The sequence below is a fragment of the Streptomyces sp. NPDC046557 genome (assembly GCF_040645975.1).
GTDB lineage: Bacteria > Actinomycetota > Actinomycetes > Streptomycetales > Streptomycetaceae > Streptomyces.
Window position 1 is genome coordinate 33,478 of record NZ_JBEYZH010000010.1, and the last position, 12,229, is coordinate 45,706.

Annotated in this window: 15 protein-coding genes; 13 read left to right on the top strand and 2 right to left on the bottom strand. The window is 71.7% G+C overall.

What is annotated here, in order from left to right; translation table 11 throughout:
* Window positions 1–312 precede the first annotated feature (312 nt).
* Both ABZ934_RS19210 and ABZ934_RS19215 read right to left on the bottom strand, forming a co-directional pair.
* The gene (locus ABZ934_RS19210; protein WP_361314434.1) at window positions 313–1,344 is read right to left on the bottom strand and encodes a LacI family DNA-binding transcriptional regulator; all 1,032 of its coding nucleotides are present in this window, start codon (window positions 1,342–1,344) and stop codon (window positions 313–315) included.
* A 24-nt stretch (window positions 1,345–1,368) separates the two neighbouring features.
* Window positions 1,369–2,148 carry a response regulator transcription factor gene (locus ABZ934_RS19215; RefSeq protein ID WP_361314436.1) on the bottom strand — a complete coding sequence of 260 codons (780 nt, stop codon included), beginning with the start codon at window positions 2,146–2,148 and terminating at the stop codon, window positions 1,369–1,371.
* Window positions 2,149–2,527: 379 nt separating this feature from the next.
* On the opposite strand from ABZ934_RS19215, the gene ABZ934_RS19220 reads away from it, so the two are divergent.
* The 13 genes from ABZ934_RS19220 (at window position 2,528) to ABZ934_RS19280 (ending at window position 12,223) form a co-directional block, all read left to right on the top strand.
* Entirely contained in the window at window positions 2,528–2,782 is a 255-nt protein-coding gene (locus tag ABZ934_RS19220; protein WP_190187233.1) for a MoaD/ThiS family protein, read from the top strand.
* 10 nt (window positions 2,783–2,792) lie between these two features.
* Window positions 2,793–4,364 (top strand): hypothetical protein, encoded by a 1,572-nt coding sequence (locus ABZ934_RS19225; RefSeq protein ID WP_361314438.1) that lies wholly within the window; start codon window positions 2,793–2,795, stop codon window positions 4,362–4,364.
* 77 nt (window positions 4,365–4,441) lie between these two features.
* Window positions 4,442–5,155: a DUF2993 domain-containing protein gene (locus ABZ934_RS19230; protein WP_361314441.1), complete on the top strand. Its 714-nt coding sequence runs from the start codon at window positions 4,442–4,444 to the stop codon at window positions 5,153–5,155.
* 162 nt (window positions 5,156–5,317) lie between these two features.
* Window positions 5,318–5,401, top strand: a complete 84-nt coding sequence (locus tag ABZ934_RS19235; protein WP_359921537.1) for a putative leader peptide — start codon at window positions 5,318–5,320, stop codon at window positions 5,399–5,401.
* 192 nt (window positions 5,402–5,593) lie between these two features.
* Complete coding sequence (locus ABZ934_RS19240) at window positions 5,594–6,439, top strand: sulfurtransferase (protein WP_361314443.1); 846 nt, start codon at window positions 5,594–5,596, stop codon at window positions 6,437–6,439.
* A gap of 60 nt (window positions 6,440–6,499) precedes the next feature.
* Entirely contained in the window at window positions 6,500–6,790 is a 291-nt protein-coding gene (locus ABZ934_RS19245) for a DUF1416 domain-containing protein (protein WP_030030422.1), read from the top strand.
* A gap of 137 nt (window positions 6,791–6,927) precedes the next feature.
* Window positions 6,928–7,215 (top strand): DUF3099 domain-containing protein, encoded by a 288-nt coding sequence (locus ABZ934_RS19250; RefSeq protein WP_361314446.1) that lies wholly within the window; start codon window positions 6,928–6,930, stop codon window positions 7,213–7,215.
* A 116-nt stretch (window positions 7,216–7,331) separates the two neighbouring features.
* Window positions 7,332–8,075: a hypothetical protein gene (locus ABZ934_RS19255; RefSeq protein ID WP_361314449.1), complete on the top strand. Its 744-nt coding sequence runs from the start codon at window positions 7,332–7,334 to the stop codon at window positions 8,073–8,075.
* Window positions 8,072–8,914: a hypothetical protein gene (locus ABZ934_RS19260; RefSeq protein WP_361314452.1), complete on the top strand. Its 843-nt coding sequence runs from the start codon at window positions 8,072–8,074 to the stop codon at window positions 8,912–8,914. The genes ABZ934_RS19255 and ABZ934_RS19260 overlap by 4 nt, the downstream gene beginning before the upstream one ends.
* Complete coding sequence (locus tag ABZ934_RS19265) at window positions 8,911–9,792, top strand: hypothetical protein (RefSeq protein WP_361314455.1); 882 nt, start codon at window positions 8,911–8,913, stop codon at window positions 9,790–9,792. The genes ABZ934_RS19260 and ABZ934_RS19265 overlap by 4 nt, the downstream gene beginning before the upstream one ends.
* Before the next feature lie 267 nt (window positions 9,793–10,059).
* On the top strand, window positions 10,060–10,632 hold the full coding sequence (locus tag ABZ934_RS19270; protein ID WP_361314458.1) for an FABP family protein: 573 nt from the start codon (window positions 10,060–10,062) through the stop codon (window positions 10,630–10,632).
* 166 nt (window positions 10,633–10,798) lie between these two features.
* On the top strand, window positions 10,799–11,233 hold the full coding sequence (locus ABZ934_RS19275; RefSeq protein WP_361314839.1) for a transcriptional repressor: 435 nt from the start codon (window positions 10,799–10,801) through the stop codon (window positions 11,231–11,233).
* Window positions 11,234–11,254: 21 nt separating this feature from the next.
* Window positions 11,255–12,223 (top strand): folate-binding protein, encoded by a 969-nt coding sequence (locus tag ABZ934_RS19280; protein WP_361314461.1) that lies wholly within the window; start codon window positions 11,255–11,257, stop codon window positions 12,221–12,223.
* Window positions 12,224–12,229: the final 6 nt, after the last annotated feature.

Consider the following 12,229-nt stretch of genomic DNA (forward strand, 5'->3'; position numbering starts at 1 on the left):
GACAGAACCGTGTATGCCCGATATAAGGCCGGTCGCTTCGCGGAGTGCGGCCCCGGCTGCGCCGGGCGCTGCGCGGCTCCGCCCCGCGCCTCAAACGCCGGCGGGGCTGGATTGGGCCGGGCCCGGTGGCGGGTGCGGCGCCGTTGCCGGGGGGCCGGGCCCCGGGGCCCGCGCCTCGAATGCGAGGCTGATGGGCCCGGCGGCCGGAAGGCGGCAAGGGCGGGGGCTCCGCCCGGCGTCCGCCGGACGGAGTTCGGGGCAGCGTGCCGAAGCCCGGGAGGCCCGCAAGGGCCGAGTGGTGCGAGGGGCGCGTCAAGAAAGCGGGCGGCAGCCGCAGGAGCGGCGGATCACCAGTGCCGACGGGAACTGCTTCAGCCGCTCCCGGCGCGAGCCGGCCACGCGGAGGGCGTCGTCCAGGACGAGGTCCACCGCCGCGCGGGCCATCGCCGGGCGGTCCGAGGCGATCGTCGTCAGCGGCGGGTCCGTCAGGGCGGCTTCCTTGACGTCGTCGAAGCCGGCCACCGCCAGCTCCCCCGGCACGTCGATCCGCAGCTCCCGCGCCGCCCGCAGCACACCGATCGCCTGGTCATCCGTCGCGCAGAAGATCGCCGGCGGCCGGTCGGGGCCCGACAGGACCTCCAGGGCGACCGTGTACGCGTCGTAGCGGTTGTACGGGGCCTCGAACAGCCGGCCCTCCACCGACCGCCCGGCCTCCAGCATCGCCCGGCGCCACCCCTCGACGTGGTCCGCGACCGGGTCGCCGACCGACGGGGTGTTCTCGACGCCGCCGATACAGGCGACGTACGGGTGCCCGTGCTCAAGCAGGTGCCGCGTCGCGAGCTGCGCGCCGCCGATGTCGTCCGTGATGACCGCGACGTCGTCGATCGCCTCGGGCCGTTCGTGCAGCAGCACGATCCGGGCGTCCCACGCCTCGATCTCCGAGGCCGCACGCTCGCTCATGCCCTGGCTGACCAGGATCAGCCCGGACACCCGCATGCCGAGGAAGGCCCGCAGGTAGTGGACCTCGCGCTCGTCGCGGTAGTCCGAGTTGCCGACCAGCACCATCTTCCCGCGCTCGGCGGCGGCCTGTTCGACCGCGTGCGCCATCTCCGCGAAGAACGGCTGCCGCGCGTCGGGCACGATCATGCCTATGAGGTCGGTGCGCCGCGAGGCCATCGCCTGGGCCACCCGGTCGGGCCGGTAGCCCAGGTCCTTGATCGCGGCGAGTACACGCTCGCGCGTGGCCGGGGCAACCGGCCTGGGTCCGTTATTGATGACGTAGCTCACGACGGCGGTAGAGGTACCCGCAAGTCGCGCCACGTCATCCCGCGTCACCTTGGCCACGCGCGGCAGTCTACGCGGGGTGACCTACCTCTGGGCAGGGCGTCCTGCCGACTGGACGGTGACCGGGGCTTCCTCCATCCGGGGGAGGGCCGCGGCGGCCTGGGCCGCCGCTTCCGCCGCCGCCCGTTCCACCTTCTCCGGCGTGACGAAGCGGTAGCCGACGTTGCGGACCGTACCGATCAGCGACTCGTGCTCGGGGCCGAGCTTGGCGCGCAGCCGCCGTACGTGGACGTCCACCGTCCGCGTGCCGCCGAAGTAGTCGTAGCCCCACACCTCCTGGAGGAGCTGGGCACGCGTGAAGACCCGGCCCGGGTGCTGGGCGAGGTACTTCAACAGTTCGAACTCCTTGAAGGTGAGGTCCAGGACCCGGCCCTTCAGCTTCGCGGAGTACGTCGCCTCGTCGACCGACAGGTCACCGTTGCGGATCTCCATCGGGGAGTCGTCCGAGCCGAGCTGCTGACGGCCGGTGGCCAGCCGCAGCCGCGCCTCGACCTCGGCCGGCCCGGCGGTGTCGAGGAGGACGTCGTCGATGCCCCAGTCGGCGGTGACGGCCGCGAGGCCGCCCTCGGTGACGACGAGGATCAGCGGGCAGCCGGGCCCGGTGGAGCGCAGCAGTTGGCACAGCGACCGCACCTGCGGCAGGTCGCGGCGGCCGTCGACGAGGATCACGTCGGCGCCGGGCGTGTCCACGAGGGCCGGGCCCTCCGCGGGGGCGACCCGGACGTTGTGGAGCAACAGTCCGAGTGCCGGCAGCACCTCGGTGGACGGCTGCAGGGCGTTGGTGAGGAGCAGGAGCGAGCTCATGCCCGACCACCTGCCCGGGTCGGGTGGTCGTGCACGCCCCTGTGCGCGTGCACGGTTCGCTGGTCCATCACTCGGTTCCTCCTCGGTCCCGTCGAGGACTTTCGCGGCACTGCTTCGTACGACTTCGTGTGGCGCCCGCCCGGTCCCCGCGCCCTGGGGCCCGGACGGCACCTGTTCTCGGTCCGTTCAACGTGCTGAAAGCACAAAAGGACCCGGGGGCTACGTTGCCCGGATCCTCTGCACCGCCAGGATAGCCCACGGGCCCTTTCGCGGCCGAGGTCTCATCAGATCCCTCTTCTGTGGTTCCCGCCACGCCGGGCATCCGGTGGGAGGCGTCATCATGGAGGCCGACGGTAGAGAGCCGACGATGGGAGCAGCAGTGGCAACCGGAACCATCCGCTACTGGGCGGCGGCCAAGGCCGCCGCCGAGACGGCGGAGGAGCCGTACTCGGCGCGCACGCTGGCCGAGGCGCTCGACGCCGTGCGGGAACGCCACCCGGGTGAACTGACCCGGGTCCTGCTGCGCTGCTCCTTCCTCGTGAACGACGAGCCTGTGGGCAAGCGCCCGCACGATGCCGTCCTGCTGACGGAAGGGGGCACCGTCGAGGTGCTTCCGCCGTTCGCGGGCGGGTGAGCGGGAGCCGATGAGCAACTCCGACGAACAACAGCAGCCGCAGGGCGCCCCGCAGGACCCGTACGGGACCCAGACCTGGCAGTCCGAGACCTGGGAGACCGGCTACCAGCCGGTGCCGGTGCCGGTGCAGCAGGTTCCGCAGCCGCCCGCTCCGCCGCTGGGCGGGGTGCCCGGCCAGGGGCAGCAGCCGGTGGCGCCCGAGGGGTGGTTCCGGGACGCGGCCCCGGCCCAGGCGCCCGCCTCCGACTGGGCCGCGCAGACCGCGTACCTGCCGCCCTACCGGGAGCAGGCCCCGCAGCAGCCGCAGCCGCAGCCGCAGCCGCAGCCGCAGCCGCAGCAGCAGTCCCACGCGCAGCCTCCGGTGGTGCCCGAGGGCTGGTTCCGCGAGGAGGCCCCGCAGCAGGCGCCCGCGCCGGAGTGGCAGGCGGAGACCGCGTACCTGCCGCCGGTACGGGACGACATGGCCCCGCAGGGCTGGTTCCGCGAGGAGGCCCCCGCGTCCCCCGCCCCCGCTCCCGGGAACTGGGCCGACTCGACGGCCTACCTCCAGCCCCAGGCTGCCGCGCCTTCGCACGCGGACGCCGCCGCGACCGCGTACCTGCCGCCCGTGCGGAGCGACGACGCCGCCGCGACGGCCTACCTCCCGCCGATCACGGACGCCATGGCCCCGCCGACCGGCGCGCACGCCGCACCCCGGTCGCACGCCGCACCCCGGTCGCACGCCGCCCCCCGGTCGCACGCCGCTCCGCGCGGAGTGCCGGAGTCCGTCGAGGAGCAGGAGGAGCCCGACTACTCGCCGCCGACCCTGGCCGGGAACACCCTGCGCGCCGTCGACCCCGCCCAGGCCCGCGCCGAGGGCCGGTCGCCGATCATCGACCCCGGCCCGCAGTCGGCGCTGCTGACCGCCGCCCTCGGGCTGCTGCTGGCCGGCGCCGCCGCGCTCGGCGACCTCGCACTGCTCGTGCCGCTGATCGCCCTCCAAGGGCTCACCGCGGCCGGCTGGTTCCGCCTCAACGGCATGTGGCCCGCCCGCCAGGGCATCGCCCTCGCCTTCGCCGGAGCCGTCGTCGCGGACGCGGCGGTGCTCGCGGTGGACGAGGCGTACGGCCCCGGCGCGATCATCGGCACCCTCGGTGCCTGGGTGCTGCTCACCCTGGTCCTCCAGCTGCGCAGCCACGCCGACCCCGACGAGCGGATGTACGGCCTGATGGCCTCGGTGGCCTCGGCCGCCCTCGCCATCGTCTGCGCCGGGTTCCTGGCCGCCGACTCGTCCGCCGTCGGCGTCGGCGCGACCGCCGTGGCGGTGGCCGTCTTCGCCCGCGCGCTGCCGCTTCCGTCCCCGGCTTCCGTCGCCGTCTCGTTGGCCGCCGCGGCCGGCGCGGGCATCGCGGTCGGTTCGCTGAACGGTCTCGGGGCAGGCGGGGCACTGGTCGGGCTGGCGGCCGGCGTGTGCGCGCTGGTCGGGCTGCGGGTGGCCGCGTACGACTACCCGTCGAAGTTCGTCCACATGACGGCCGGTGTCGCGCTGCCGCTCGCGGCCGCCGCGCCGGCGGTCTACCTGATGGGCCGGGTGGTCGGCTGACCGCCGTGCTGACGGCGGCCACATGTCCGGACATGGTCAACTAGAGCGCACGTACCGATCAGTAGGGGGAGGGGCACGTGCGTTTTCTACGCGTCGTCGTCATCATCGCAGTGATCCTGGGAGGGCTCTTCGTGGGCGCCGACCGCTGGGCGGTCGGCTATGCCGAGAACCGGCTCGCCGAACGCATACAGGCCCGTCAGGGGCTCGCGGGCACTGCCGAGGTGGACATCCACGGATTCCCCTTCCTGACCCAGGCGCTCAGCCACGACCTCGACCAGGTCGACCTGACGCTCAAGGGGGTCGAGGCCACCGCCGACGGCCGCAAGACCCGTCTGACCCGGCTCGACGCGTCCTTCCACGGGGTGGAGTTGAACGGCGACTACAGCGGCGGCACGGCCCGGCGCGCCGAGGGCACCGCGTTCGTCTCGTACGCGGACCTCACCGAGGCGTCGCAGACCGGCGTCACCGTCGCCTACGGCGGGCAGCCGGGGAAGGTGAAGGTCACCGCCCGGGTGGAGATCCTGGGCAAGAGCCTGACGCGCAGCGTCGTGTCGACCGTCACCCTCGCGGACGCCCCGTCCGGCAAGGGGAAGATCGTCCGGGTGCGCGCCGACGAGGTGCCGGGCGAGGGCATCCCCGGCCTTGAGCGGCTCGTGCGGAAGCAGACCGACTTCGACCGCTCGGTCGACGGGGGCCTGCCGGCCGGGCTCCAGCTCTCGGCACTGACCTCGGACGAGGCGGGCGTACACCTCTCGCTGACGGGCACGGACGTGGTGCTGGCCGGATCGTGAGACGGCCAGGTCCGATCCGCAGATGGGCGGACCGCCAGAAGGAGCCCCGGAGGCCGTGAGACGGCCTCCGGGGCTCTCCTCGTCCCGCCATTCGGACGATCCTGTCTCGCCATATGACACACCGGTGACAGGGCGGCCGATTCGTCCCTACGATCCCTACCTATGAAGCATCAGCAGGCGGACCTCACGAAGCGGCGGGCAGTAGACCTGTGTCGCGTCGCCGCCATGCTCTGTCGCTCCATCTAGCGGTGTGAGCCCTTCCGCTCCACCGGCCGTAGACGGCCTTCCCCGCGTGACCGCCCCCGCGACCCGCCCCGCCGCCCCCTGACGCCTCCCCGCGCAGGGCACCGCCGGCCGCCGTCCGGAGCGTCGCGCACGAGCACCACCCCGCAGCAGCACCAGCACCGTCCCGCCGCACACTGCCCCGGAGGAGAAACCATGAGCCGCAGCGACGTCCTCGTTGACGCCGACTGGGTCGAGGCCCACCTGAACGACGCCAACGTCGTCATCGTCGAGGTGGACGAGGACACGTCCGCCTACGACAAGAACCACATCACCAACGCCGTCCGGATCGACTGGAAGAGCGACCTCCAGGACCCGGTCCGCCGTGACTTCGTGGACCAGGAGGGCTTCGAGAAGCTGCTCTCCGCCAAGGGCATCTCCAACGACGACACGGTCGTCCTCTACGGCGGAAACAACAACTGGTTCGCGTCCTACGCCTACTGGTACTTCAAGCTCTACGGCCACCAGGACGTCCGCCTGCTCGACGGCGGCCGCAAGAAGTGGGAGCTCGACTCCCGCGACCTGGTCGACGGCAAGAACGTCCCGAACCGCCCGGCCACCCAGTACAAGGCCAAGCCCCAGGACGCCTCGATCCGCGCCTTCCGCGACGACGTCGTGGCCGCGATCGGCAACCAGAACCTGGTCGACGTCCGGTCGCCCGACGAGTTCTCCGGCAAGCTGCTCGCCCCGGCGCACCTCCCGCAGGAGCAGTCGCAGCGCCCCGGCCACGTGCCGAGCGCCCGCAACATCCCCTGGTCGAAGAACGCCAACGACGACGGCACCTTCAAGTCCGACGAAGAGCTGACCGCCCTCTACGAGGCCGAGCAGGTCGACCTGGCAAAGGACACCATCGCCTACTGCCGCATCGGTGAGCGCTCCGCGCTCACGTGGTTCGTGCTGCACGAGCTCCTGGGCCAGGAGAACGTCAGGAACTACGACGGCTCGTGGACCGAGTACGGCTCGCTGGTCGGCGTGCCGATCGAGCTCGGCCCGAACAAGTAGGCAGCGGCGCGCGTCGCCCCGTACGCGGTACCAGCTCTCTCTAGGACAGGACAGAGAAACATGTGTGGAGCACAGATCGGCGGGCCCGACCTCGCCACGCTCAAGCCCGGTGAGACCGCCATCCAGGGCCAGGTGACCAAGGACGGCGAGCCCGTAAGCGGTTACGTACGGCTGCTGGACTCGACCGGCGAGTTCACCGCCGAGGTCCCGACCTCGGCCACCGGCCAGTTCCGCTTCTACGCCGCCACCGGCTCCTGGACGCTGCGGGCGCTCGTCCCGGGTGCCCAGGCGGACCGTGCCGTCGTCGTCGCCGAGGCCGGCGGAGTGACGGACGTGGCGATCGCGGTCTGACCGCAGCTCCACGTATGACCGGCCGGAGGGCCGCACCCCAGGGGGTTGGACGCCACTGGAACGGGGTGCGGCCCTTCGCGCCGTCCGGGCTCGGCGCGGCCCTTCGCGCCTTTGCGGGACCGCCCTACTCTGGAGGTATGTACGCCAAGCGGCGCCGCGTCTATTTCCTGATGATGGGCGGATGTCTGTTCCTCTTCGTCTCCGCCTGGGCGTTCGTGCGCCTGTGGTCGGTGGAGGCCGCCGTCGCGCTGTGCGTCGTCGCCATGGTCATCCCGCCGTTCGCCGCGATGACCGCGAATCGGCGCGGCCCGGAGGACCGCTGGTGGGACGACCCCTCGGGCGACCCCAAGTCCGACGAGTGGTGGGACGAACTGGACGGGAAGCGACGCCCGCAGGACCGCCGCGAGGACCGGCGCGAAGAGTAGAACCTCCCGGTATCAAAATGTAATAAGGGTGCGTACAACCAGGACCTGACGCAGGCTGTCTCCCGTCTGTGCGCCGGTATCGGACCGCCGCCTCACGTCCCGTGGGGGGACCACCCTTGGAACAAGAACAGCCCCTGCCCGCGTCCCGGATACGGGCGGGGCGGCGCGCCGCGCTGCTCGTCGCGGGCGCCCTCGTCCTGGGAGCCGTCGCCGGCACGGTGACCGGCTACGCCGTCCAGTACGGACGCCCGCCCACGCCGCTGCCGCCGCTGGCCCGGCAGGACCTGGCGATGCCGGCCCCGATCGCGGCGAACGACGCGACCACCCAGCGGACGATCAACGCGAACCGGTGGGACAAGGCGGACGAGGACCTGGCGAAGAAGCTCCTGGACGCCCCGGCCGGTGCGCAGGACGCGGAGTCGGGGTACGAGTCGCCGGACGAGTTCGCGACGGACGGTTTCGAAAGGCCCGCCGGCGGCTTTCCCTCGCTGATCGACGGCAGAGTGCGTCGGGCCGCCCACGTGAGCTGGCACGAGGGCAACGACGCCATCGACATCCGGCTGATCCAGTTCCGGGAGCGTTCCGGCGCCCAGAGGTATGCCAGTGGCTTTTTGGACTTCATGCCCGACGACGACTACGCGGGCAACAGCGGCTATGCCCTGCCCGGAGTCCCCGCCGAGTTCGGCCACGCCTGGCTCTCCAAGGTCAAGGAGAAGCCCGGCTACCTTCCCCTGCGTTATGGCGAAGCAGTCGTCCGACGCGGTGACATCGTCATGGACATCAAGATCGTGAACAAGCGGGCCGATCTCTCCGAGGGCGAGATCAACGCTCTCGCCAAGCGACAGTTGGAGCGGCTGTGAGCGAGCAGACCACCGAGGCCGCGACCGAAGCGGAGCCGGCTGAGGGACCGTCCGCCGCCGGGCCCGCGCGCACGACGAACCGCAAGACGGTCGTCATGCTCGCCGCCGGCCTGGCACTCGCCGTCCTCGCGGGCGGCGGCTTCCTGGCGTCGGCCCGGCTGGACGAGGCCGACCGCACCTCCCCGACGCGGTATTGGCGTCCGGACGGAGTCCGTTCGGACCTCGAACCGAAGCCGGTTCCGACGGTGCCGCCCACCGCGCTCGCGGCCAAGCTGCTGCCGATGGACGCCGGCGACCAGCCCGGACCCGACCTGGACGGCGAGGGCAACGACTTCTACGTGCCGGGCGAACGCGCGCTCCAGACGTTCAAGAACTCCCGCTCCGGCCTTTCCGAAGAGGAACGCGCAGGACGGGACAAGGCACTGGCCGGTCTGAAGCTCAAGGGGGTGGCCGGGCGCAGCTTCACCACCTTCCCGGAGCGGTCGGTCAGCGAGATCGAGCTGATGCAGGCCGACTCCCAGGCCGTCGCCTCCCTTGCCGAGGTCGACAAGAAGGTGCTGGCCGTTCTGGAGAAGCTCGGCGAGCGGACCGGAAACAAGCGTCAGGTGCCCGCCGTGGACGGCTTCCCGCAGGCCAAGTGCGTCCTGTCGAACGTCGTCGGCGACCGGCCGGACGACATAGAGAAGAAAGACAAGCTCGACTCCCTCGACTGTGTGGCCGCCGAAGGGGACGTTTTGGTGACCTTCCGGACGTACGGGGCGGCGATCGCCGTGAACCAGGCCGTCGACCTGTTCGAGAAGCAACTGACCCGTCTCGAGACCCCCGGGGAGTCCGCGTGACCGAGCAACTGACCACCGGCACCGGTGCCGGCACCGGCAACGTGCCGCCGGTCGTCCCGCCGGTCGTCCCGCCGGTCGAGCCGACCGTCGAGTCTGTCACGGTCGTGCCGAGGGACCGCCGCAAGCTGTTCGCCGTCCTGCGCTGGGCCGCCGCCGGGGTCGTCTTCGCGGCGGCCGGCGCGGGCACCGCGTACGGGGTCACGCAGCAACAGCGGACCGACCTCCCCGGTCTGTCCACCCGGTCCGACGGCCGCTGGACGTACCCGGCGCAGGCCAGGCCCACGCCGCCGCCGGGCGCCCCCCTCCCGGCGGGCGCGGACAACAAGGGCGCCACGCACTACGCGGACCTGAGCGCCCTGCTGCTCGCGGCCCCCGTGGGTGCCCGGCCCGACACCGCGTTCAAGGCGGACAAGGACGCGGTGGTCCCGTCCGACGCGTTCCTGGAGGAGTACCCGGCCGACGCCCGGCCGAAGCTGAAGGAGTCCCTTGAGTGGGGCGGCCTCCGCAAGATCACCGGCCGGTCGTGGATCATGCCCGACGGAACCCGGACCCGTATCTACCTGCTGCGTTTCCACTCCTCGGGATTCGTGGACAATTTCCAGGGCTGTAAGCCGGACGTCCGGCTGACCGACGCGACCTCGCTCTCCGTCGACCCGGAATGGATGAAGGCCGGCGTCGATGCCGACACCAGCGCCGTGGTCAGCGGCACCGATATCGCGCTGTACGAGGAACCCAAGCCCTTCGGGGAGGAACAGACCCGGCTCGGCTGCCTCCAGGCGGGCGACGTGCAGGCCGTGGTCATCCAGTCCCGCAAGGGCGGTGCGGCCGTCGTGCCCTTCCACCAGACGGTGGTCCTGCAGAGTCAGCTGCTCGGCTGAGCACGGTACGGGCTACCTCACACAGTGCGCCGGTCCCCGGGCCAGTAGGCTTGGGGACCGGCCCCGTACCGTCCATAAAACTCCGAGGAGCACCCCGTGCTTGAGGCATTCTTCACCTCCCTGCTCATCCTGGTCTGCGTCGGCGTCCTCGCCTTCACCGGCCTCGCCGTGAAGAAGCTGTACCAGGGCCAGCGCTGATCGTCCCGATCGGCCACTGCCCGCCCCGGCCCCCGGAACCCCTCACACAGATCGTCTGAGCAGCCACCCATGATCCAGATCCCGTCCGACCTGAACCCGGGCCTCGTCCCCCTCGCCTTCCTCCTCGGTACCTGGGAGGGCGCGGGCGTCTTCGACTACCCCGGTGAAGAGAAGTGCAACTTCGGCCAGGAAGTCGTCTTCAGCCACGACGGCCGGGACTTCCTGGAGTACCGCTCGCGTACCTGGGTGCTCGACGCCGAGGGCAACAAGGTGCGGCCGCTGGAGACCGAGAGCGGTTACTGGCGCATCGACGCGGACCGCAAGGTCGAGATCGTCATGATCCGCGACCAGGGCGTCGTCGAGATCTGGTACGGCGACCTCGCCGACAAGAAGCCGCAGATCGACCTGGTCACCGACGCCGTCGCGCGCACCGCCGGGTCCCGCCCGCACAGCGGCGGCAAGCGGCTCTACGGGTACGTCAAGGGCGACCTGATGTGGGTCGGTGAGAAGACCACCCCTGAGATCGAGCTGCGCCCGTACATGTCGGCCCAGCTCAAGAAGGTCGTCACGCCCGAGGAGGTCGCCGAGATGGCGCGCAACCTCCCGGACATGCCGGACGACGGCATCGCGTTCTTCCGCTGAGCGGACATCCACAGCCTGTGCGAGAAGGGGACCGCGGGCCGGGCCCGCGGTCCCCTCGCGCGCTTACACTGACCGGGTGGTGAGCACCGACAGCACCGAGAGCGCCCGACGTACGGAAAGCACCGGAAGCACCGAAGGTGTCGAAGGCGCCGACTGGAAGAGCGACCTGCGCCGGCGCGGCTACCGGCTGACACCGCAGCGCCAGCTCGTACTGGAAGCGGTCGACACCCTGGAGCACGCCAGCCCGGACGAGATCCTCGCCCAGGTCCGCAAGACCGCCTCCGGGGTCAACATCTCCACCGTCTACCGCACGCTGGAGCTGCTCGAAGAGCTAGGGCTGGTCTCCCACGCCCACCTCGGGCACGGCGCCCCCACCTACCACCTCGCGGACCGGCACCACCACATCCACCTGGTCTGCCGCGACTGCACCAAGGTGATCGAGGCCGATGTGGACATCGCCGCCGAGTTCACCGCGAAGCTGCGTACCACCTTCGGTTTCGAGACCGACATGAAGCACTTCGCGATCTTCGGGCTGTGCGCCGACTGCGCCGCCGAGAAGCGCTCCGGATCCGCCGCCGCACATCGCTCCGGCTCCGCCTGAGGGGGCCGTACGCTTGGTGCCATGACCAGCAGCCCCTTGCTCCATCTCCCCGGCGCCGTACCGGCCGAAGGCCGCGACGAGGGCGTCGCCGCCCACTACGGAGAGCTGTACGGCGAACAGCGCGCCCTCGCGGACGGCCGGGGGTTCGTCGACCTCTCCCACCGCGGGGTCGTCACCGTCACCGGGCCGGACCGGCTGAGCTGGCTGCACCTGCTGCTCACCCAGCACGTCACCGACCTGCCGCCCGGGCAGGCCACCGAGGCGCTGATCCTCTCCGCCAACGGGCACATCGAGCACGCCCTGTACCTCGTCGACGACGGCGAGACGGTGTGGGCGCACGTCGAGCCCGGCACACAGGAGGCGCTGATCGGCTACCTGGAGTCGATGAAGTTCTTCTACCGGGTCGAGGTCGCCGACCGGACGGAGGACTTCGCGGTCGTGCACCTGCCGGCCGGCTCCATCGCCGAGGTGCCCAAGGAGCTCGCCGTACGCGAGACCGCGCACGGCCGGGACGTGTTCCTGCCCCGCGGTGAGCTGGAGGAGTTCGCCGCCGCGCACCGCCCGGCCGCCGGGCTGCTCGCGTACGAGGCACTGCGCGTGGAGGCGCACCGGCCGCGGCTCGGCCAGGAGACCGACCACCGCACGATCCCGCACGAGCTGGGCTGGATCGGCACCGCCGTGCACCTCCAGAAGGGCTGCTACCGGGGCCAGGAGACGGTGGCCCGCGTCCACAACCTGGGGAAGCCCCCGCGCCGCCTGGTCTTCCTGCACCTGGACGGTTCCGAGGTGCTGCTCCCGGCGCACGGGACTCCCGTACGGCTCGCGTCGGACGGGGAGGAGGGCCGCCAGCTCGGCTTCGTGACCACCGCGGTCCGCCACCACGAGCTGGGGCCGATCGCGCTGGCCCTGGTCAAGCGGAACGTTCCGGTGGACGCGCCGCTGCTGGTCGGTACGACGGCCGCAGCGCAGGAGGTCGTCGTCGCGCCGTAGGCATCC

Excerpts from the sequence above, each read along its gene's own strand:
- ABZ934_RS19235 (WP_359921537.1), top strand. The coding sequence starts at position 5,318 with ATGAAGCATCAGCAGGCGGACCTCACGAAGCGGCGGGCAGTAGACCTG.
- ABZ934_RS19280 (WP_361314461.1), top strand. The coding sequence starts at position 11,255 with ATGACCAGCAGCCCCTTGCTCCATCTCCCCGGCGCCGTACCGGCCGAA.
- ABZ934_RS19225 (WP_361314438.1), top strand. The coding sequence starts at position 2,793 with ATGAGCAACTCCGACGAACAACAGCAGCCGCAGGGCGCCCCGCAGGAC.
- ABZ934_RS19270 (WP_361314458.1), top strand. The coding sequence starts at position 10,060 with ATGATCCAGATCCCGTCCGACCTGAACCCGGGCCTCGTCCCCCTCGCC.
- ABZ934_RS19215 (WP_361314436.1), bottom strand. The coding sequence starts at position 2,148 with ATGAGCTCGCTCCTGCTCCTCACCAACGCCCTGCAGCCGTCCACCGAG.
- ABZ934_RS19250 (WP_361314446.1), top strand. The coding sequence starts at position 6,928 with ATGTACGCCAAGCGGCGCCGCGTCTATTTCCTGATGATGGGCGGATGT.
- ABZ934_RS19240 (WP_361314443.1), top strand. The coding sequence starts at position 5,594 with ATGAGCCGCAGCGACGTCCTCGTTGACGCCGACTGGGTCGAGGCCCAC.
- ABZ934_RS19245 (WP_030030422.1), top strand. The coding sequence starts at position 6,500 with ATGTGTGGAGCACAGATCGGCGGGCCCGACCTCGCCACGCTCAAGCCC.